We start from the raw sequence: 21,676 nt of genomic DNA, 5'->3' as shown, positions 1-21,676 counted from the left end.
ACATCAGATCCGGGCATAGGCGAGGCTGGCCACGATCTTGACGCCGACGGTGCGGGTGTAGCACCACCAGGTCAGGGCGAAGCAGGACACGTAGAAGACGCCGAAGGCCAGGAAGGCGGGGGCGGGGGTGCCGGCCGCGGCGAAGGCCATGCCGAACGCCCGGTTGATGAGGAACCCGCCGAGCGCGCCGACGGCCGAGATGATGCCGATGGCGGCGGAGGCCTGGCGCTTGCCGTACAGGAGGGTCTCCTCGGTCTCGTCGCCGCGCTCGGCGACGGCCTTGGCCTGGAAGATGGCCGGGATCATGCGGTAGGTGGAGCCGTTGCCGATGCCGGCGGTGAGGAAGAGGAGCTGGAAGGACAGGAAGAACATCCAGAAGTTGCCGGAGGTGCTGGCCAGCCAGACGAGCAGGACGCCGCCGCCCATGGCGGCGAAGTTCCACAGGGTGACGGGGGCGCCGCCGAGCTTGTCGGCCAGCCAGCCGCCGATGGGCCTGATCAGGGAGCCGACGAGCGGCCCGGCGAAGGCGACGGCGGCGTACGGGGCGTCGGGGAAGAGGCTCTGGCTCAGCAGGGGGAAGGCGGTGGAGTAGCCGATGAACGAGCCGAACGTCCCGATGTAGAGGAAGGACATGATCCAGGTCTGGGCCTTGCCGGCCACCGCGAGCTGCTGGCGGGGGTTGGCCTTGGCGCTGGTCAGGTTGTCCATGAAGAAGAAGGCGCAGGCGGCGGCCACGACGATGAACGGGATCCAGAACCAGCCCGCGGCGGCCAGCCCGAGCGAGCCGATCACCAGCGGCATGACGAGCTGGACGGAGCTGACGCCGATGTTGCCGCCCGCGGCGTTCAGGCCGAGCGCGACGCCCTGCTTGCTGCGCGGGTAGAAGTAGGTGATGTTGGCCATGCTGGAGGCGAAGTTGCCGCCGCCGAAGCCGGCCAGCGCCGCGATGACGAGGAAGAGCCAGTAGGGCGTGGCCGGGTTGTTCACCGCCACGCCGAGCATGACGGCGGGGATGAGCAGCAGTATCGCGCTGACCACGGTGAAGTTGCGGCCGCCGAACTTGGCGGGCCCGAACGTGTAGGGCACCCGCAGCACCGAGCCGATCAGGTTCGGCAGGGCGACCAGCCAGAAGAGCTCGTCGGTGGTGAACTCGTACGACCCCATCTTCGTCGCCACGATGCTCCACAGCGTCCACACCGTGAAGCCGAGGTGCTCGGCCACGATCGAGAAGATCAGGTTGCGTCGTGCGATCCGCTTGCCTGAACTCTCCCAGAATGCTGGGTCATCGGGATGCCACTCGGCGATCCAGCGCGCCATCGACCTCTCCTACGCTCGGCGTCCGGGATCTCCAAGGTAGGAAGGGCTCGTTACGCACTCTGACCCTGCGTGGCTGTGCGCCGGTTACATGTGATTCACCTCGGTAACAAGCCGCGCACAAGCGTCACCGCGGAAACATGCCCGTAATGATCGGTTACCGGGCCTGTGCTGGGGTAACTGCACTTGAGCAAGGGGGGAAACATGATCAAAAAGCTGCATGACATGGGTGTCAAGTCGGGCCACATGTACACCGCGGGGCTGGTGTCGATCGGCCTGGCCTTCGGAAGCTGGATGCTGTCCAAGAAAGCCGAGGCGGCGGGGCTCGACCGGGCCGACCGGTGGGGCATCTTCGTCGGGGAGTGGGCACCCACGTTCTTCGCGATGGGTGTGGCGCTGCGCATGGAGGAGACCCACCGCGACCTCGAAGAGCCGTCTGCCGGGATGTTCGAGCAGGAGACCACCCGGTCCCGGTCGCACGCCGGCGTTTAACCGGAGATGTCACGCAGGTCACGTCACCGTGCGTGACCTGCGTGACCCCATGCCCGCCGCCTGTCAGTCGCGCCGTTCGGCCAGGCGGGCGAGCGGCGCGTCGGTGAGCCGGTAGCGGTACCAGTCGTCCTGGTTGACCGCGCCGAGCTTCTCGTAGAAGTCGATGCTGGGCTGGTTCCAGTCGAGCACCGCCCATTCCAGGCGCTGGTAGCCGCGCTCGGCGCAGATCTCCGCCAGCTTGCGCATCAGGCTCACGCCGTGGCCGCCGCCGCGGTGCTGGGGGCGCACGTACAGGTCCTCCATGTAGATGCCGTGCGTGCCGCGCCAGGTGGAGTAGGTGAGGAACCAGAGCGTGAAGCCCACCACCTGGCCATCCTGCTCGGCGATGTGCGCGAAGGCGGCGGGGTGGTCGCGGAAGAGGGTGTCGTGGAGCTGCTCCTCGGTCACGCGCACCTCGTGGGCGGCCTTCTCGTACGTGGCGAGCTCGCGGATCATGCTGACGATCTCGGGCACGTCAGCGGGTGTGGCAGGACGAATCATGGCATTGAGGCTACGCGCCGTCGAACCTCGTCCCGAACCCCGTACCTGCTTTGCCTAGAACGGTATTCGGACCGGCGTGCGGACGCTCAGTCCGGTCGTGAGCGTTGCACCAGGGCCGGCCGTGCGCCCGCCGTCATGCCCGGAGGTCGGGGCGGCCCTCGCACACGGCGAGCGCGCCCTGCTGGAGTACGGTGACCTGCAACGCGCCCGGCGCTGGTTCGACACGGCCTACCGGCAGGCGCAGGCGCGCGGCGATCTGGCCGGCCTGGCGCGGGCGGCGCTGGGCATGGGCGGGATCTGGGTGCACGAGCACCGCACGGCGGTCGAGTCGGAGCAGGTACGGGTCCGCCAGCGGCACGCGCTGTCCCAGCTGGACCCCGGCTCACCGCTCGCGCTGCGGCTGCGGCTGCGCATCCAGGGCGAGGAGGACTACCACGGCGGCACGCACGAGGGCATCCTGCGGCTGCTGGCCCAGGCCAGGAGCTCGGGCGACGCGCAGGCGCTGGCGGAGGCGCTGAGCCTGGCGCACCACTGCGTGCTGGGCCCCGGGCACGGGGCGCTGCGGCTGGAGCTGGCCGGCGAGCTGATCGGCCACGCGGCGGTGACCGGCCGCAGAAGTGACCTGCTCATGGGCCTGATGTGGCGCACGGCGGACCTCTACCTGGCCGGCGACCCGCACGCGGAGCGCTGCATGCAGGAGCTGCGCGCCGTGCTGGCGGATCACCCGCACCTGGCGGTCGAGTACGTGGCGAGCGCCATCGAGGTCATGCTCACCATCCGCACCGGCCGGTTCGAGGAGGCCGAGAAGCTGGCCGCCGCCTGCTTCGAGCGCGGCGTGGCCGCCGGCGACATCGACGCGACCGGCTGGTACGGCGGCCAGCTCGGCGCGGTCCGCTGGTATCAGGGCCGCGCCGCCGAGTTGCTGCCCGCCCTGGCGGACCTGGTCAACTCCCCCACGCTCAGCCCCATCGACAACTCCTACGTGGCGGGCCTGGCGCTGGCCGCGGCCGCCGCGGGGGACCGGCGGCTGGCGGCCGGGCACCTGGCCCGGTTACGCGGCCGCGACCTGGCGGAGCTGCCCAGCTCCAGCTCCTGGATGATCGCGATGTACTGCGTGGTGGAGGCCGCGCACCTGCTGCAGGACGCCGACACCGCCGCGAGCGCGTACGCGTTGCTGAGCCCGTACGCGCACCTGCCGGTGATCGCCAGCCTAGGCGTGGCCTGCTTCGGCTCGGCGCGGCACTCGCTGGGCATGGCCGCGCTCACCACCGGCGATCTCGGCCTGGCCATCGGGCACCTGCGCGCGGCGGTGCGCGACAACCTGGCGCTGGGCCACTGGCCGGCCGCCACGCTGTCGCGCTGCCGGCTCGGCCAGGCGCTGGCGCTGCGCGACGGCCCGGCGGACGCGGCGGCCCGCGCGGAGCTGGCCACGGCCGCCCACGAGGCCGCTGAGCTGGGCATGGTGCTGCCCGCGGTGGTCGGGCGGCCGCCGGAGGCGGACGGCGGCTGCCGGTTCCGCCGTGACGGGCGGCACTGGCGCGTCGAGCTGAACGGCCGGGTGGCGGTGGTCGATCACAGCGTCGGCATGGCGTACCTGGCCACGCTGGCCGCCGACCCCGGGCACGAGATCCCGGCCGCGGACCTGGTGGCGGGCGCTCCCGGGCGCGAGGCGGCCCAGCCGCCGCTCGATGACGTGGCCAGGGACTCCTTCCGGCTGCGGCTGGCCCGGTTGCAGGCCGAGATCAAGGAGCACGAGTCGATGCACGACCTGGAACGCGCGGCGGCGCTGCGGATGGAGCGCGAACGGCTGATCGCGGAGCTGGCCGCCGCGGCCGGCCTGGGCGGCCGGGCGCGGCCGTTCCCGGGCGGCGAGGAGCGGGCGAGGATCGCGGCCGGCAAGGCGATCAGGCGGGCGCTGGCCCGGATCTCGGCCGTGGACCCGACGATCGGCGAGGAGCTGCGCGCCACGGTGCAGACGGGGGTGCGCTGCTCGTACCGGCCCAGATGACGCTGGCACGGCTTGGAACGGGATGTCACGCCTCTCAGGTCGGGGGCCCTTTCCGTACGTCGACTGGGGGACATTCCATGCGCCATCCGCAAAGGCTCAGCGTGCCGATCCACCTTGAGCGTGACCTGCCGGAGCCGCTGCAGGACCAGCTCACCGCCCAGCTCAGGAGGGCCATCGTGCGGGGGCAGCTGGCTCCCCGCAGCCGGATGCCGTCCACCCGCACGCTGGCCCGGGTGCTGGGGATCTCGCGGGGCGTGGCGCTGGCCGCCTTCGAAAGGCTGCTCGCGGAGGGGTACATCGCCGGCCGCCACGGCTCCGGCACCTACGTGTGCGAGCCGGCGAGCGCGCGGCGCCGCTCAGCGGACTCCGGGGAGACGCTCATCGACCTGCGGCTGGACCGGCCGAGCGCGCACGGCTTCCCGCTGGCCGAGTGGCGGGCGGCCTGGCGGCGGGCCGGGCTGCACCGCCCGTCGCTGGGCGGGCCGCCGCCCGCCGGCCTGCCCGCGCTGCGGGCCGCCATCGCCGCCTACCTGCGGGACGCCCGCGGCCTGGAGCTCGACGGCCACGAGGTGATCGTCACGGCCGGGTACGCGGACGCGCTCCGGCTGCTCCTGCGCGCCCAGGGCGGCCCCGATCCGGTGATCGCGCTGGAGGATCCCGCCCCGCCGAGGCTCAGGGCGGCGCTCGGCCGGCTCGGCACCGTGCTGCCCCTGCCGGCGGACGGCTCGGGCGCGCGTACGGACCGCGTCCCCGCCGCCTGCGACGTCGCGGCGGTGCTGCCGGAGCGGGGCCTGCCGCTCGGCACGCGGATGCCGCTGGAGCGGCGCCGCGCGCTGGCCGGGTGGGCGCGCGACAGCGGCGGCCTGGTGCTGGAGCCGGCCTTCGACGGCCTGTTCAGCGCCGAGCCAGGCCCGCTGCCCAGCGTGCTCGCCCTCGGCGACGCGTGGTCCACGGCCATGGTGGGCTCGTTCGCCGAGGTGCTGACGCCGTCGCTGCGGCTGGCGTTCGCGGTGGTGCCGCGCCGGCTGGCTGCTGCTGCCGGTGTCGGCGCCGGCCGGGTCGGTGGCCGCGGCGCTGCGGGCCCGGCGGGTCGAGGTGGCCGAGCTGTCCGCCTACCACCACCCGGACGCGCAGCCCGGCAACGGGATCGTGCTCGGCTTCGGCCACCTGGACGGGATCTCGCTGCGCCGCGCGCTGCACGCGCTCACCCGCACCCTGGACGAGCATCGCCTGGCCCGCCGCACAGCCGCATGACCCAGCGGGGTAGTGGCGGCAGCGGCCTGTCAGGCGCATCTTTCAGTGATCGGCTCCGCACCGGAAGAGGAGATCACATGAACCGACTCATCGCGCTGCTGGTCCTCGCCCCCCTCACCCCGCCTGCCGGCGGCCTGCCCGACGTGGATCCGGTACGGGCGTGGAACGAGCAGGCCCTGCGGGTCGTACGTGCCGAGCGGGCCTCCGACTCGGACGCCGCCAGGACGTACGCGATGCTCAACGCCGGCATGTACGACGCCGTCAACGGCATCGCCACCGCCCGCGGCGACCACCGGGCCAGGACGCACGCGCTGCGCGACCCCGGGGGCGCGCCGGCGCGCGGCGACCAGCAGGCCGCGGCCGTGGCGGCGGCCCACGCGGTGCTCACCCGCCTGTACCCGGGGCAGGAGGCCGTGCTCACCGAGCGGCTGAACGCGGACCTGGGCCGATTAGGGACGGGGCCGCGCATCGCCGAAGGCCGCGCCTGGGGCGAGAGCGTGGGCAGGGACGTGCACGAGGCCAGGCAGGGCGACGGCTCCTCGCCGGTGGAGACGCAGCCCGCGGGCTCGGGGCCGGGGGTGTTCGGGCAGGCGTGGTCCGGGGTGCAGTATCGCGGCATGCGGCCGTTCGGCATCGCCGACGCGGCCCCGTACGTCGGCGGCGGCCCGCCCGCGCTCGCGAGCCTCGACTACGCGACGGCGTTCGCCGAGGTCAGGCTGGCGGGCGATGCCGCCATCGCCGACGCGGGCAAGTCGGCCGTCTACCAGTACTGGTCGCTGCCCGCCGGCACCGCGCAGCCGCCCGGCGAGTGGATCAAGATCGCGCTCGCCGTGGACCGGCCGCTGCCGCTGGCGGAGGAGGCCCGGCTGTTCGCCCTGCTCGGCATGGCGCTGGCCGACACCTCGATCCCGACAGTCCGGACGAAGTTCACCTTCCGCCACTGGCGGCCCCAGGCGGCGATCCAGCAGGCGGACACCGACGGCAACCCGTACACGGAGCCGGTGGCGGGCTGGCGGGCGCGGGCCGGCAGTGCGGGCAGCTCGCCCGAGTACATCTCGGGCCACAGCTCCTTCAGCGGCGCGGGCGCGGCCGTCCTGGCGGGCTTCTTCTGCGCCGACCGGATCCCGTTCACGCTGGTCACCGACAGCGCCCCGGTCGATCCCGCCACCGGGCAGCCGTGGCGACGACGGTTCCCCGGCTTCTCGGCCGCCGCGGCGGACGCGGGCCGCTCGCGCGTGATCGGCGGGCTGCACTTCTCCTTCAGCAACCTGGACGGGCTCGCGATGGGCGCGGACGTGGCCGCGGAGATCCTCGCCGAGCGCCTGCTGCTCAGGACCGGGCCCACGCACACCGGCGAGTGCCCCCGCTGACGCGCGCCCGGTTCCGCGCCGGCCCCGATCATCCGGGACACTGGTGCTGGTCAGGCACTTACCTGTGAGGTGGACAGATGGAACAGCGGGTGTTGGGACGTACCGGACGCCGGATCGGGGTGGTCGGGCTCGGCGCCTGGCAGCTCGGCGCCGACTGGGGTGAGGTGTCGGAGGACGAGGCCGTCGCCACGCTGAGCGCGGCGGTGGAGTCGGGCGTGACCTTCATCGACACCGCCGACGTGTACGGCGACGGCCGCAGCGAGCAGATCGTCGGCCGCTTCGCCAAGGACCGCCCGGAGATCACGGTCGCGACGAAGATGGGCCGCCGGCTGGAGCAGATCCCGGCCAACTACGTGATGTCCAACTTCCGCGCCTGGAACGAGCGCTCGCGGCGGAACCTGGGTGTGGACACCATCGACCTGGTCCAGCTCCACTGCCCGCCGACGCCCGTCTACTCGACGGACGCGGTGTTCGACGCGCTGGACACGCTGGTGTCGGAGAAGAAGCTCGCCGCGTACGGGGTGAGCGTGGAGACCTGCGAGGAGGCCCTGACCGCCATCGCGCGCCCCGGCGTGGCGACGGTGCAGATCATCCTCAACGCGTTCCGGCTCAAGCCGCTGGAGGAGGTGCTGCCGGCGGCCCGCGCGGCCGGGGTGGGCATCATCGCCCGGGTCCCGCTGGCCAGCGGCCTGCTGTCGGGCAAGTACGACGAGCGCACCACGTTCTCCGCCGACGACCACCGCAGCTACAACCGGCACGGGGAGGCGTTCGACGTCGGGGAGACCTTCTCGGGCGTGGACTTCGGCACCGGCCTGGAGGCGGTGCGCCGTCTGGCGCCCCTGGTGCCCGAGGGCGTCACCATGGCGCAGTTCGCGCTGCGCTGGATCCTCGACCAGGAGGGCGTGTCGGTGGTGATCCCTGGGGCCCGCAACCCGGCCCAGGCCCGGGCCAACGCCGCCGCCGACGCGGTGCCGCCGCTGGACGCCGCCACGCTGGACGCCGTGCGGGACGTCTACGACGAGCTCATCCGGCCGCAGGTCCACCACCGCTGGTAGCAGCGGTTCTTCGAAGCGTCCCGCCCGGACCAGCAGAGGTACCGTCGAACGGCGGCAGGTCTGGTGGCCTCGCGGCCACCGCCACCCATCTCGCTGTCCGGGCGGGACAACCCGCCGGAGAATTCCACTCCGGAGGTCTCGCGCTCATGCGCGGATGCGTACCTCCACCATGGGCCCCTGAACGTGCTCAAACAAGGGCCCCCGCGCCCGCGGGAAGACTTCGGCGGCCTTGGCGCCCGCTTTTAGTTGATACAGGCGCAAAAGTAAAGCCTTGGCAAGCGCTTTCCATGCCGATAAAACGTTCTCATTCTCAGATCACTCGGCAGGAGCATGCCTGTGAGGCTCGCACTCATCGCCGCCGCGGTCACGGCCCTGGCCGTCGTCCCGGCGACCCCCGCCATGGCGGCCCCCCTCGACCCGGCCCCCGGGCTCAAGTTCGACTTCGGCTCCACCACCAGCCCCCTGGCCGACGGCTACACGCGCGTCGCGCACAACACCCTCTACGCCGCCGACCGCGGCTACGGCCTGGACCGCGCGGTGGGCTACCGCGACCGCGGCACCGCCGACCCCGTGACGCGGGACTTCACCGTCGCCGCCTCGTACGGCTTCGCCGTGGACGTCCCTGACGGCGAGTACGAGCTGACCGTGATCTCCGGCGACGCCATCGCCCCGAACACCACCACGCTCAGCGTGGAGGGCGAGGCCCGCGCCACGATCACCGCGAGCACCGGCGCGTACGGCGACTACACCGGCACCGCCAGGATCACCGACGGCCGGCTCGACCTGGGCTTCGGCCAGGACGGCCGGGTGAACGCGGTCCTGCTCGGCCCGGCCACCGCCCCCACCGGCCTGGCGGCCACCGGCATCCAGGCCACCGCCACCCCGAGCGTCACGCTGGCCTGGAACGCCACGGGCTCGTCCGGCTACGAGATCTACCGCGCCGCAACCACCACGGGCCCCTGGGCCAAGCTGGGCACCAGCTCCGCGCCCACCTTCACCGACACCACGCCCGAGCTCGGCCTCACCTACCTCTACGCGGTCAAGATCCCCGGCGGCACGCTGGGCGCGCCCCTCACCGTCACCGTCAAGGACGCCGCGCAGCCCGCCCCCGCCACCCCCGAGGGCCTGCAGCTCGTCACCGCCACCACCAAGAAGATCACGCTGCGCTGGCGGCCGGTCGGCGGCGCCCTCCTCTACCACCTCTACCGTGACGACGAGCGGATCGGCGTCGTGACGGGCGAGGCCTCCTACACCGACGAGCTCGTGCCCGGCGACCGGCACCGCTACCACGTGGTGGCCGCGGGCCCCGGCGGGCTGTCGGCGCCCTCCGCCACGCTGACCTCGCCGGTCACCGCGTACCCGCTGCGCCGGATGCCCGAGCTGGACCGCGGCCTGGTGGCCGTGCCGACCGGGCAGGGCACGCTGGTGAGCTGGCGGATGCTCGGCACCGACCCGTCCGGCGTGCGTTTCAAGCTCTACCGCGACGGCAAGCTCCTCACCACCACGGACAGCACGAACCACCTGGACAGCGGCACCGGCTCCTACGCGGTCTCCGCGGTGCTGGACGGCAGGGAGGGCCGCCGCTCGGCGCCGGTGCGCCCGTGGGCGGCGCCGTACCTGGACATCCCGCTGGACAGGCCGGCCGGCGGCGTGACCCCGGCCGGCAACGCCTACGACTACCGCGCCAACGACGCCGCCGTCGGCGACCTGGACGGGGACGGGCAGTACGAGATCGTCCTCAAGTGGGACCCGTCCAACTCCAAGGACAACTCCCAGGGCGGCTACACCGGCCCGGCCGTCTTCGACGCGTACGAGCTGGACGGCACCCGCCTGTGGCGGATCGACCTGGGCCGCAACGTCCGCGCCGGGGCACACTACAGCCCCTTCCTGGTGGACGACTTCGACGGGGACGGGCGGGCCGAGTTCGTGGTCAAGACCGCGGACGGGACCGTGGACGGCGCCGGCACGGTGATCGGCGACCCCGCGGCGAACCACAACACCGGCGGCCGGATCCTGACCGGCCCCGAGTACCTGACCGTCTTCGACGGCCGCACCGGCAAGGCCCTGGCCACCGTGGACTACGAGCCGGCGCGCGGCAACCTGGCCGACTGGGGCGACAGCAGCGGCAACCGTTCCGACCGCTTCCTGGCCGCCTCCGCGTACCTGGACGGCGCCCTGCCCAGCATCGTGATGACCCGCGGCTACTACGCCAAGAGCATGCTGGCCGCCTACGACTGGCGTGACGGCAAGCTGACCAGGCGCTGGACGTTCTCCAGCTCCGGCAACCCGGGCTACGGCGGCCAGGGCAACCACAACCTGTCCGTGGCCGACGTGGACGGCGACGGCCGGGACGAGATCGCCTACGGCGCGATGACCCTGGACGACGACGGCACCGGCCTCTACACCACCAAGCTGGAGCACGGCGACGCCATGCACCTGGGCGACCTCGACCCGGCCCGCCCCGGCCTGGAGATCGTCGGCGTGCACGAGCACACGAACATGCCGTGCGGCCTGGAGATGCACGACGCCGACAGCGGCGAGATCATCTGGTGCGTCAGGACCGGCCAGGACACCGGCCGCGGCCTGACCGGCGACATCGACCCGGCGCATCCGGGCGAGGAGGCCTGGGCCTCCAACGGCGCCGGCCTGCGCACCGCCACCGGCGAGCTCATCTCGGACCGGACCCCGGCGATCAGCAACACCATCTGGTGGGACGGCGACCTGTCGCGGGAGGTCCTGGACCACGACTACTCCGCCGAGAAGCTGGCCGGCGTGCCCACCATCGGCAAGTGGGACCCGGCCGCCCTGAGCACGGCCAACCTCCTGACGGCGACCGGCACGTACTCCAACAACACCACCAAGGGCAACCCGTCGCTCCAGGCGGACCTGCTCGGCGACTGGCGCGAGGAGCTGCTCGTCCGCACCGAGGACTCCACCGCCCTGCGCCTGTACGCCACGCCGTACGCGACGGACCACCGCTTCCCGACGCTCACCCACGACCCGGTCTACCAGTCGGGCGTCACCTGGCAGAACGTCGGCTACAACCAGCCGCCGCACACCGGCTTCTTCCTGGGCACCGGCATGGCCACCCCGCCGGCCCCGTACCTGGCCACCGGCGCCCCCGTCCGGGCCCGCCTCCAGCTCCACAGGGACCAGCTCCAGGTGAAGCTCGCGGGCACGCGGGCGGACATCCTCCCGTCCACGGTACGGGCGGTCGCCGACGGCAAGCTCGTCCCCCTCGCCGCCACCCCGCTCCCCCACGACCGGCTCCCCCACGACCGGCTCCGCATCGACACCACCGCCATCGAGCAGGCCCTGGCCGGCTACACCGGCACGGTCACCGTCACGATCACCGGCCACCTGTCCGACGGCCGCACCTTCACCGGCGAGCTGAAGCTCCGCCCGTGACGCCTTCCGGGTCGCCCGCCCCGTCCGGGGCGGGCGATCCCTTCGTCTTGATCACCGTCACGGCCGTTCGGCATGATGGCGCGAGGAGGGCGGGACCACCCTCGTGACGTGCGAGAGGCGAACCCACATGCTCCTGACGGCCTTGAAGGTGCTCGCCCTGGCGGGAGCATGCCTGAACTTCGCGCTCGGGCTCTACATGCTGATCAGCAACCGGGGTCCCCGCCTGTTCAACCGCCGTCAGCCACGCAGGCCTCGCCTCCTCGGGGCAGGGCTGATGCTCATCGGCACGGGCATCGTCCCCATGGTCTCGGACAGCCTGCTGCCGGACCTGCCTCTCGGGCTGGCCTTCGCGCTGGTCGTCGTGAGCGCCGGGTGTTTGCTGTCCGGCTCGGTACTGGTGGCCCTGTCGGCCGCGGAGGTCAGCCCGCCTCCTCCGTGAGCGCGAAGGGCGAGTCGGGGTCGGGCTGGGGCAGCGGCACGTCCAGCCGTTCGAACGCCGCCCTGAGCGCGCTCTCGCTGGCCAGGACCAGCTCGAACGCGTTCGCGTGACGCTGCGCGTCCACGATCTTCGTGAAGAGCTCGAGCAGGTTGTCCGCCTTCTCCTTCCGTTCCGCCAGCATCTGGTCGGTGATGTCGGCGACGTCGGCGGGAGCCTGCGTGAGCCGTACGGCGTGCCGGATCGTCGAGTCCTCCATGGCCTCCTTCAGGAAGCTCTCGCACAGGTCGCGGGACTCCCGCAGCTTGCGCATGCGCACGTCGAGCTGCTCGGCGCGCGTCTCGATCCGGTAGAGCGCGCTCTCGTGGGCGCAGCGCAGCTCGCGTACCGCGTCGGGGACCTCGACCTCGACCACCGCGCGCCACCTGCCCGAGACCGAGTCCGCCGGCAGGTTCGCCAGCCAGCGTTGCACCGCCGTGTTGGCGGCCCGCTCCGCCTGCTCCGCGCGGAAGACGCTGTGCCGCCGCAGCGAGCCCCGGACGATCTCCCTGACGTAGTCCTTGATGACGTGGTCCTTGTCCTCCTTCAGCTCCTTCCACGGCCGGAAGACGAGCGAGCCCGTGGCGGAGCGCCGCCACAGCCAGACCTTGACCGTGAACAGGTAGCCGTCCCCTTCGGACGGCGCGGCGAAGACGTAGGAGGCCTCCTCCGGCGTGACGTCGGGCTCCTGTCCCGCCTCGGGCGCCTTCGCGGGGGTACGCTCGGCGGCCTGCTTCGTGGGCCAGCGCATGACGAGCAGCCGGTGCAGCGTGAAAGGCATGTCAGTGCTCCTTCAGGAGGAGGAGATAGCGGGCGAGGTTCGCGGCCGAGATCGTCGCGCGGCTGTTCCACAGGTGGAGGTGGAACGTCCAGGACTTCCTGAGCCTGTCCGGGGCCTGCGCCAGGACGTTCGTGAGGATGGCGTCCGTGGTGGGGTCGGTGGCCGCCTGCTGCGCCCAGTCGGCCACGAGCTCCCACGAGATCGGGGTGAAGGCCGGGGATCTGCTCTTGCCGGCCTTCCTCGACAAGCCCCAGCTCAGGGCGTTGGTCCACAGCGCGACCAGGTCGCTCACCGGCTGGTGGTCACGCAGCGCCGGGTAGGCGTCCTGCTCCTGCGGCAGGGAGACGAGCCTGACGAACGCCAGCGCCGCGGTCACCTGCTCGCTCGCCTCCCCCGACGTCCAGCGGGCGAGCTCGCCCAGCACCCGCTGGGCGGTGGACGCCGTGTAGATCTCCGCGACCGACCTGGCGACGGCGTCGCAGGTCTCCAGGTAGTTGGTCGCGACGGCGATGGTGCGGAACGCGGCGAGGGCGTCGCCGGGGTTGCCGACGCCGATGGCGGACCCGTACGAGAGCGCCGCGGCCAGGCGCTGGTTGTAACTGCCGGTCGCCCACCCCTTGAGCGTCCGCCGGACCAGCGCCGCGACATCGCGGTCCGCGAGGGCGGCGGACTCCAGCGCCCAGGTCAGCACCCTGGCCTTGCTCCGCTCCACGCTCCACGGCCTGAAGAACCGCTTGTCGATCACCTCGTAGTCGCAGGTGGCCAGCCTGCCGATGGCATCGGCCGCCTTGACCTGGACCCGCCAGTCGTCGGCCTCGACCAGGCCGGCGAGCCAGTCGTAGAGCACCGGGCGGATCGCCGGCAGTTGCGCCCAGAGCGTGGGCAGGAGCCGCCTGTCCAGGCCGGGCCGCACGTCGATGCGCCGCCCCTGCCCGCCCCGCCCGCCCTCCGCCTCGCTCAGGCGCGAGTAGCCGATCCACTGGCTGAGCCGCTCCCACACCTGAAGGGGACGTTCCTCGTCGGGGTCGTCCTCCTTCTGCTCCTCCTGCCCGATGCGGGCCGCCAGCGCCAGCGCGGCCTCGGACACCACGGCCTCGGGCAGGCCGAACAGCACCGAGCCGCTGATCAGGAAGTGCCGCGCCAGGCTGGGGGCGTCCTCCAGGCCCAGGTTCTTCTCCAGCTCGGTGAGCGCCGCGTAGGGAAGGTTGTCGATCATCTCGGTGAGGGGCCGTCCCTGGCGGTACCCCTCCGCGAACTGGTGGGCCATCTCCACGGCCTCGGCCGGCCGGCAGCCGGCGATGTGCTCGTGCAGCTGCTCGAGATGCTGCTGGAGATCGCCCGAGAGCTCCTCCGCCAGATAGGCGATCCACTTCTGGAAGACGTCCAGCGCGGACGGCGGCTCATGCAGCACCACGGACTTCGTGACGGCGCAGTCCGCCGGGACGAGCGCCACGATCACGGCGCCACTCGCGCCGGCGACGGCCCTGAGCTGGTCGACGACGGTCTCGGGATGGCGGTGCCACGTGGCGTCGTCCGCACGCAGCAGGTAGCCGTGCCGCGCCCGCAGGTGTGCCGGCCTGACCTTCTTCAGGTCCTTCGCGCCCAGGGTCTGGCACGTGAGCCCCATCTCCAGGAGCGCGGACAGGGCGGTCGTCGATCGCCCGCTGTGCGGCTCGCCCCTCAGCAGGGCCACCGACCTGTTGGTCAGCCGCGTCACGAGCTCCCGCTGCGACGCCGTCTCCACGAAACACGTGCCGATGCACGCCACGCTCCCGGGATGCGGCGAGATCGTGAAGACGTCCTCCTCGGGCTGCTGGACATAGAGATCGCGGCCGGCCCCGTAGACGGTGCCGCCGTCCTCGGCCCGGTACTCGGAGCCGCCGAACCAGTTCTGCCCGACGCCGATCATCTCCGCGCGGAGCCGGCGTTCCTGCTGCTCTCGTTCGATCTTCTCGCCCAGTGACTCCTCGCCCGCGGGTCCTGCGTCGCCTGCGGCGGGGGCGGGGTTGTTCTCCTCGGTCATCGTTGTGGTTTCCGCTCCGGCATCGTGATGTCGCGGCCGGCCACGTAGCTGACGCCCTGGCCCGAGGTGTTCACGACGCTGCCGCCGTACCAGTCGCCGCCGACCGACACGCCGCCCGGCGCCCTCGGCTGGTCGCCGCTCCCGTCCTGACCGGTCTCGAGGTCGTCGATCGCGTGGACGTCGTGTCCCGGCAGGTAGACGTAGGCGTCGTACTGCTGCTGCTTGACCTTCACCACGACGTGGCGGAACCGGTCCGGCTCAGGGCCGCCGTAGCCCTGGCCGACGTAGTCACGGTAGAACTCCTCCGACACGACGATCCCCAGGCTGGCCTCCTGGATCATGCGCAGTGCCGCCCGCAGCGGTCCCGCGTCCACCAGCCGGCCGCTCGCGACGGCGTGCCGGCCGGGGGAACCGGCGGGGCCGTCCACGTGCAGCGGCCCCGCGTGGACCGCCAGCCGCAGCCGCAGCCGCGGCCCGGACGAGGCGTTGTAGTCGTCGAGGGCCGCACGCAGCGCGTCGGCGAAGGCGCCGGTGAGCCGTGCCGGGTGGATGGTGTCGGGCAGCACCACGAACTCTCCGTCGCCCTGCGGCTGCCGCTTCCAATCGAGCAGCCCCAGGCCCGCCGCTCCCGCCGCGAGGTCGAGCAGTCGGATCATGGCGGCTTGCAGCGCGTACTGGTCGGCGTTGTTACGGGTGCTGTAGCTCTCGATGTCGTAGCTCAGCATCGCGCGGTATTCCGGCTTGTCGTTCATCCCGCTCCTCGTGCGTTCGTGCCGTTTCCGAGAAGGCTGAACCACCCCTGCGCCCGCGGGCCGCGATTTTTACCGGTCGAGCGGGACCAGTTCCGCGAACCTCGCCAGCCCGGCGACGTCCTTGATCACCACTCGCCGCTGGCCGCGCAGGATCAGACCGCGATCCGACAGCGTCCGCATGGCCTTGTGCACGGTCGGCTCCCTGACCCCGATCAGCCCGCCGAGCTCCGCCCTGGTCAGCGGCACGCCGGTGTCCCTGCCCTGGGGGGTGTCGTAGCCGTGCCGCGCGGCGAGCGAGACGAGGATCCTGGCCAGGCAGACCTCGGCGCCGAAGCCGACGAACTCCAGGCGCCGCTGGTTGGCCCATCGCAGGCGGTCGCTCAAGGAACGCGACACGGCGAAGCCGGCGACCGGGTTGCGCTGCAGGTAGCCGAGAAAGGCGCTCCCGCGGACCGCGAGCAGGCGCATCTCGCCGCAGGCCGTCACGTCGGCACTGCGGACTCCCGTCCCGAGCACGGCCATCTCACCGACGAGATCCCCCCGCACGCGTACGGCCAGCAGCGCCTGCTCGCCGTTCTCGGCCCGAGCCGTGATCTTCGCGAGCCCCTGGAGGATCACGTGGACGAGCGTGCCGGGCTCGCCCTGCCGCAGGACGGTGGCGCCGTCGCCGGCCCGGCAGACCGCGCCGAGTTCCAGCAGGTCGGCCCGCGGCCCCTCCGGCAACCGGGCCAGGAACGTGCCCAGCGGCCATGGGTCTTTCCGGTGACTTCCCAACGGCGCACCTCCAGCCCTTCTTCCGCACTATGACACCGAAGAAGAGCCGGACCAACACCTACCGTGCCGCCCCGCTCGGGCTGATCGCTAGCGCTGCTGCTTCAGGCGCAGCGCTTCCTTGCGGGCCTCGGCCTGCACCGCCCGCTCGTGCTCCAGCCACTCCGGGTTCTCCGCCTTCAGCGCGTCGATCTCGGCGGTGGTGAGCGGCTCGGTGATGCCGGCCCTGGCCAGGCCGGAGATGGAGACGCCGAGCTTCGCGGCGACCACCTGCTTGGGGTGCGGGCCGTTGCGGCGCAGGTCGACCAGCCAGGCGGGCGGCGCCGACTGCAACGCGTTCAGCTCGTCCCTGGAGACGACTCCGGCCTGGAACTCGGCGGGAGTGGCCGAGAAGAGCACACCCAGCTTCTTGGCCGCGGTCTCGGGCTTCATCGTCTGGATGCTCTTCGGCTTGGACGAGGTCATGACGCCAAGAGTAGTCAGTCGGGACGGTTTTCCTGACATCGGTACCCTGGGGAAGTGACTGATGGTGAGACCGGCAAGGTGTTCCGGCTGGCGTACGTGCCCGGGGTGACACCCGCGAAATGGGTCAACGTCTGGACCGAGAGGTTGCCCGACGTGCCGATCACCCTGGTCTCGGCTCCCGCCGCCGAGGTGGTGGCGCTCCTGCGCGACGGCGGCGCCGACGCCGGATTCGTCAGGCTGCCGGTCGAGCGCGACGGCCTCAGCGTGATCCCGCTCTACGTGGAGACCACGGTGGTCGTGGTGCCCAAGGACCACGCGGTGGCCGCCGCCGACGAGGTGACCACCGCCGACCTGGCCGACGACGAGGTGTTCCACCCGCTGGACGACACCATCGAGTGGACGGCCCGCCCCGGGCTGCCCGCCTTCACCCATCCGGCCACGACGGCGGACGCGATCCAGCTCGTGGCGTCCGGCGCCGGGCTCCTCCTGGTCCCGCAGTCGCTGGCGCGCCTGCACCACCGCAGGGACCTCACCTACCGGCCGGTGACGGACGCACCGCAGTCGCAGGTCGCGCTGGCCTGGCCCACGGACGCGACCACCGACCTGGTGGAGGACTTCATCGGCATCGTCCGGGGCCGGACGGTGAACAGCTCGCGCGGCCGCAACACCGCCGCCGCCCCGCGCGCGGAGAAGCCGGCCCAGCGACAGGCCCAGAAACCCGCGCAGAACGGCTCCGGGCGCCGAGCCGTGCGCTCCAACCGCAGGGGCAGGGGCCACCGGCCCCGGTGAAGCACACCCGAAGCTCGGAGTGACAACTCGATCACGCTTCGGCGCGTCTCATCTCCTGTCACGGTTCATCCTCCACAACCGCAGGAGGGCACGTTGCTCAGGTGCTTCGCTCTCGCCGTCCTCACCGCCGCGGGCCTCACCGCGTGCGGCACCGGCACACCGCCGGCCGCCCCCGTCGAAACCGTCACCGCGACCGTCCAGCCCACCCCGACGACCACCGCCACCGCCACCGCCACCGCCACCGCCACCGCCACCGCCGACCCCGGCGAGACCGACCGCCCCGAGCCGAGCGAAGCCGCGGCAGAAAGGAAGACGCTGCCGGACGTGGTCGGCATGAACCTCCAAGAAGGCCAGGACACGCTGCAGGCGGCCGGCTTCTACGTGCTGAACGACAAGGACGCCACCGGCCAGAACCGGCTGCAGGTGCTCGACCGCAACTGGGTCGTCACCAAGCAGTCACCGGCCGGGGGCCGGAAGGTGACCACCGACACGCTGATCACCCTGTACGCCAAGAAGATCGGCGAGTAGCCCGGGCGGCGCACCCCCACCGGACCCAGGGCCCGCCGCCCGCGTGCAGGAGCCCCGACTCGTCCCTCATGTCGTGCACCACCCCCGTGCCCGCAGGTGCAAGAGCCTGCGGACGCTTGCGCCGGTGCTGCCGGCGTGGAGGTATCCGGCAGCACCGCGCCCGCGCTGGCGGCGATTCATGGGGCAAGGCTCGGGCAGTTGCCGGTCATGGACGACGAGAAGCCTCCCGAGGAGATGCCGCCCGCGGTCGGACAGGTCTGCGGCGAGTCCGACACCCTCGCCGCACGAGCCGGAGTCGAGGTACGGGCCACACCACGCCCGATCCCGGCCGAACCGGTAGAGCCGCCACCCGACCCCGAGCAGAAGGCCGAGGAGGAGCGGCGGGAGGTCGCGGCCGACGAGGACGACGGCGTGGAGCCCGACGTGGAGCCCACCGACTGAGTGCGCCTCCGGTACCGCACGTCCGGGTCTGCGACTCCCCACGCGCAAACGGTTACACGGATCCGGGAGCCCGCTCACATCCTCACTCGCTTCGTCAGGACGCCCGAGCCCGCTTCGGCGAAGTGCCCACACCGCCGCTGGCATCCTTCCCACACCTGATCCGGCAGAATGCCCACTCGACCATTGGCAGAATGCCCATAGATCAGCTCTGGCCTGCGGTAATGTGATGGACTGTGCCTGAAGCAAACTTGTTCCCACGCCGCGCCCAGGCCATGGCATGTGAGGCGCTGGCCGACACACGGGTGGTCGTCGTCAACGGCGCCAGGCAGGTGGGCAAGAGCACACTTGCCAGACTGATCGCCGACGACGCGGACAACGCCCGTCAGCTATACCTCGACGACCCGGCGATCCTGGCCTCGGCCGAGGAGGACCCCATCTCCTTCGTCCGGCACGATGGACTGCTACTGATCGACGAGATTCAGCGCGCTCCGCGGCTCCTCCTGCCGATCAAACACGAGGTCGACAAGGATCCACGTGCGGGCCGCTATCTTCTCACCGGTTCCGCTCGCCTGCTGGGGCTACGCGATCTCCCGGACGCCCTGCCCGGCAGAACGGAGACCATCGAACTGTGGCCGCTTTCCCAAGGAGAGATCGACAACGCTCCGGACGGATTCGTTGATCACGTCTTCACCCATGACGTCGACACCACCATGCGCTCCTGCCCTCTCCGTAAGCACGACTACGTCGACAGGGCCTTGCGTGGCGGTTACCCAGAGGCGGTCCGCCGGGATCCTGGCCGTCGACGCAACAGGTTCTTCGACTCCTACATCACCGACTTGATAACCAGGGACGTGCGCCAGATCTCCGACATCGAACGCCCAGCACAGATGCGCAGGCTTCTGAGTGTCATCGCGGCCCGGATGGGAGGGCTGACGGTGGTCCAGTCCATCGCTGGAGACGTGGGCCTGCCCAGGATGACGCTCTCCCGCTATCTGGACCTTCTGGAACTGGTCTTCGTCATCAAACGCATCCCGGCCTGGTCGTCGAATCTCACCCGCCGCGCGATCTCCACCCCGAAGTTGCTCGTCACGGACACCGGGCTTGCCGGCCGCCTCATCGGCATGTCGCCCGAGCGCGCCAGAGACGTCACAGCTCCCGTGGGGCCACTGCTCGAAAATTTCGCGATCAGTGAAGTAGCTCGTCAGCTGACCTGGGCCAACGAGCCCGTCCAGCTGTTCCACTACCGAGACCGGGACAAGGTGGAGGTGGACATCCTCCTGGAGCATGCGTCCGGAGAAGTGATCGGTGTAGAGATCAAGGCCGCGGAAACAGTGCGAAGTGACGACTTCCGTGGACTGCGCCATCTGGCCGCCCGGCTAGGTTCACGATTTCGCGCCGGCTTCGTCCTCTACACCGGCGAACAGTCCCTGGCTTTCGGGGGAAACCTCCGAGCACTCCCCATGGCGTCCCTGTGGACGCTAGGAGGCACAGCCGAAGACTGACCACATGCTCGCTACTCGCTGAACGCGCAGGGTGGGCGGTACTGGGTTCGAACCAGTGACCCCTCGCCTGTAAGGAGCCAAGATCGGCTCCGCACGCAGGCGACCTGGGCCTATCCCGCACCGCCGCCACCGCCTCGGAAGCAACCCGCCCAGAGCTAATGGCACGCTAATGGCACGATGATCACGCTCTCATCCCCCGCGATCATGCTGCTTGATCCGGACCTCCGCGCCGCGTTCTGGTCCCTGAATGGCACGCGAATGGCATGCCCCGTACGGACGTACGCACCTGACCCACCCGATCTTCCCGTCTGCCTCGTCCCACCTGCAAGGCAGCGGGCCAAAGGCCACGGGTCAAGGGTGGAGCTCCCCACTGGAAGAACGACCCTTGGCCCGTGGCCTTTGGCCCGCTGGGCTCTGCCTGGGATGAGGCAGACGAGAAGATCGGCCCTACGCCAGCCACTGACCGCCTGGGCTTGTCGCGATCATCCCGGAGCCGAGGCCCCCGCCGGAGGCATTAGACCTTGACCAGCCCCGCACCTGCGGACACTGTGATCTGAGCGATCGCGACTGAAAGGGCGGATGCATGCTGGGCTTGGGCTGGTACGAAGCGCTGCTCATCGCGGTCCTGGTGATGGGTGTCGTAGTCGCCATCATGCTGCTACGGCGTCGGCGCCGTTAGCGTCAGGCGGGGGCGCGGCGCTGAAGTCGGCGGGTCGCTTGGTACGGCGCGCACGGCGGTCGGCGTGGCGGTCCGGCGCTGCCGCCGGCCGGGACCGGCCCCCAAGCCGCACGCCCGGGCGGCGGGCAAGCGACGGGCCGCCGTACGGCGGCGCGCCGCGCCGCCGTCTTGACAGCAAGTGCCCGCCCTGCGCCAAGCGCAACAAGCAGCTCCGCAAGGCCCAGTGCCGCGAGGGCTGGCACCTCGACGTAGAACCCACAATCACACCCGACGAGCCGAACGAGGAACAGCGCTGGCTGGTGGAGTTCCGCTCCGACTGCCAAGCCCAGCGCGACGCCGCCGAAAAGGCCGGCCACGACACCACCGAACTCGACGCGATCATCACCGGCCTGGACGTTGAGATCAACGCCACAGGCATGCGCGGCAATGCCCTGGGGCGCACGATCGCCAAGCGCTCCCGCTCCACCAGGCGGCGGCAGGACGCGCCTGACCTGCCCAAGCGCCAGATGACCCACACCACCCTTGGACGCACCTTCCAAGGCAGCGACGGCAAGGTCTACCGGCCGTCCCTGTTCGTCACGCTCACCTTGCCCTCGTACGGCACGGTTCGCGACGGCGCACCCACCGACCCCGACACCTACGACTACCGGCGCGCCGCACGGGACGCGCTGCACTTCTCCAAGCTCGTCGATCGCTTCGTGCAGAACCTGCGCCGCGTCGCAGGCCTCATGCAGCGGATGGGACACGACTCCGTCCGCGCTGCTCTGATCTACCAGCACAGCACTGCAGAAGCCGACCGCAAGGTCGCCGACTCTATGAACGACAAGATCAACCAGAGCAACCCGGACGACGAAAATGGATCTTCAGGAGTGCTCGCCCGCGCGACCTAATGGCACGTTAATGGCACGACAGCCCCGTAGCATGATCGCTTCGGGGCTTCTTGATGCAGGTGGGCGGTACTGGGTTCGAACCAGTGACCCCTCGCTTGTAAGGCGGTACGGGCTGAGCGCTGTAGTGATTCGCGTTCCA

The 21,676-nt window shown here is 71.4% G+C and carries 18 protein-coding genes; 11 read left to right on the top strand and 7 right to left on the bottom strand.

The window, feature by feature from the left end; translation table 11 throughout:
* Positions 1–3 precede the first annotated feature (3 nt).
* A complete protein-coding gene (locus AB0I79_RS06945; protein WP_357868057.1) occupies positions 4–1,317 on the bottom strand; it encodes an MFS transporter in 1,314 nt (437 codons plus the stop codon).
* A gap of 201 nt (positions 1,318–1,518) precedes the next feature.
* Between AB0I79_RS06945 and AB0I79_RS06940 the strand changes: the two genes are divergently transcribed.
* Complete coding sequence (locus AB0I79_RS06940) at positions 1,519–1,806, top strand: hypothetical protein (RefSeq protein ID WP_357868055.1); 288 nt, start codon at positions 1,519–1,521, stop codon at positions 1,804–1,806.
* 63 nt (positions 1,807–1,869) lie between these two features.
* On the opposite strand, the gene AB0I79_RS06935 is transcribed toward AB0I79_RS06940, so the two are convergent.
* A complete protein-coding gene (locus AB0I79_RS06935) occupies positions 1,870–2,346 on the bottom strand; it encodes a GNAT family N-acetyltransferase (RefSeq protein WP_357868052.1) in 477 nt (158 codons plus the stop codon).
* A 97-nt stretch (positions 2,347–2,443) separates the two neighbouring features.
* On the opposite strand from AB0I79_RS06935, the gene AB0I79_RS06930 reads away from it, so the two are divergent.
* The 5 genes from AB0I79_RS06930 to AB0I79_RS06910 all read left to right on the top strand — a co-directional run bounded on the left by AB0I79_RS06930 (position 2,444) and on the right by AB0I79_RS06910 (position 11,880).
* Positions 2,444–4,354, top strand: coding sequence for a hypothetical protein (locus AB0I79_RS06930; protein WP_357868049.1), 1,911 nt, complete (start codon positions 2,444–2,446; stop codon positions 4,352–4,354).
* Between the two features lie 77 nt (positions 4,355–4,431).
* On the top strand, positions 4,432–6,978 hold the full coding sequence (locus AB0I79_RS06925) for an aminotransferase class I/II-fold pyridoxal phosphate-dependent enzyme (RefSeq protein WP_357868047.1): 2,547 nt from the start codon (positions 4,432–4,434) through the stop codon (positions 6,976–6,978).
* Positions 6,979–7,055: 77 nt separating this feature from the next.
* Positions 7,056–8,033, top strand: coding sequence for an aldo/keto reductase (locus AB0I79_RS06920; protein ID WP_357868045.1), 978 nt, complete (start codon positions 7,056–7,058; stop codon positions 8,031–8,033).
* Between the two features lie 336 nt (positions 8,034–8,369).
* Complete coding sequence (locus AB0I79_RS06915; RefSeq protein ID WP_357868042.1) at positions 8,370–11,441, top strand: hypothetical protein; 3,072 nt, start codon at positions 8,370–8,372, stop codon at positions 11,439–11,441.
* 127 nt (positions 11,442–11,568) lie between these two features.
* The gene (locus AB0I79_RS06910) at positions 11,569–11,880 is read left to right on the top strand and encodes a hypothetical protein (protein WP_357868039.1); all 312 of its coding nucleotides are present in this window, start codon (positions 11,569–11,571) and stop codon (positions 11,878–11,880) included.
* Here AB0I79_RS06910 and AB0I79_RS06905 read toward each other — a convergent pair.
* From AB0I79_RS06905 to AB0I79_RS06885, 5 genes are all read right to left on the bottom strand, one after another.
* Complete coding sequence (locus AB0I79_RS06905; RefSeq protein WP_357868037.1) at positions 11,861–12,697, bottom strand: hypothetical protein; 837 nt, start codon at positions 12,695–12,697, stop codon at positions 11,861–11,863. The two genes, AB0I79_RS06910 and AB0I79_RS06905, sit on opposite strands and share 20 nt — an antisense overlap.
* A 1-nt stretch (position 12,698) precedes the next feature.
* A complete protein-coding gene (locus AB0I79_RS06900) occupies positions 12,699–14,720 on the bottom strand; it encodes a hypothetical protein (protein WP_357868034.1) in 2,022 nt (673 codons plus the stop codon).
* Entirely contained in the window at positions 14,717–15,472 is a 756-nt protein-coding gene (locus tag AB0I79_RS06895; RefSeq protein WP_357868031.1) for a hypothetical protein, read from the bottom strand. The genes AB0I79_RS06900 and AB0I79_RS06895 overlap by 4 nt, the downstream gene beginning before the upstream one ends.
* A gap of 69 nt (positions 15,473–15,541) precedes the next feature.
* The gene (locus tag AB0I79_RS06890) at positions 15,542–16,246 is read right to left on the bottom strand and encodes a Crp/Fnr family transcriptional regulator (RefSeq protein ID WP_357868029.1); all 705 of its coding nucleotides are present in this window, start codon (positions 16,244–16,246) and stop codon (positions 15,542–15,544) included.
* Between the two features lie 87 nt (positions 16,247–16,333).
* Positions 16,334–16,708 (bottom strand): DUF5997 family protein, encoded by a 375-nt coding sequence (locus AB0I79_RS06885; protein WP_357868026.1) that lies wholly within the window; start codon positions 16,706–16,708, stop codon positions 16,334–16,336.
* Between the two features lie 54 nt (positions 16,709–16,762).
* On the opposite strand from AB0I79_RS06885, the gene AB0I79_RS06880 reads away from it, so the two are divergent.
* From AB0I79_RS06880 to AB0I79_RS06860, 5 genes are all read left to right on the top strand, one after another.
* A complete protein-coding gene (locus AB0I79_RS06880; protein WP_357868023.1) occupies positions 16,763–17,497 on the top strand; it encodes a LysR family substrate-binding domain-containing protein in 735 nt (244 codons plus the stop codon).
* Between the two features lie 93 nt (positions 17,498–17,590).
* Positions 17,591–18,025: a PASTA domain-containing protein gene (locus AB0I79_RS06875; RefSeq protein WP_357868021.1), complete on the top strand. Its 435-nt coding sequence runs from the start codon at positions 17,591–17,593 to the stop codon at positions 18,023–18,025.
* 135 nt (positions 18,026–18,160) lie between these two features.
* Positions 18,161–18,466, top strand: coding sequence for a hypothetical protein (locus AB0I79_RS06870; protein ID WP_357868019.1), 306 nt, complete (start codon positions 18,161–18,163; stop codon positions 18,464–18,466).
* 233 nt (positions 18,467–18,699) lie between these two features.
* Positions 18,700–19,968: an ATP-binding protein gene (locus tag AB0I79_RS06865; RefSeq protein ID WP_357868017.1), complete on the top strand. Its 1,269-nt coding sequence runs from the start codon at positions 18,700–18,702 to the stop codon at positions 19,966–19,968.
* 579 nt (positions 19,969–20,547) lie between these two features.
* Positions 20,548–21,537, top strand: coding sequence for a replication initiator (locus tag AB0I79_RS06860; RefSeq protein WP_357868015.1), 990 nt, complete (start codon positions 20,548–20,550; stop codon positions 21,535–21,537).
* Positions 21,538–21,676: the final 139 nt, after the last annotated feature.

The sequence above is a fragment of the Nonomuraea sp. NPDC050202 genome, assembly GCF_040656115.1.
Classification (GTDB): Bacteria; Actinomycetota; Actinomycetes; order Streptosporangiales; family Streptosporangiaceae; genus Nonomuraea.
Note: the sequence above shows the minus strand (reverse complement) of the source record. Positions and strands in the feature narration are given on the sequence as shown.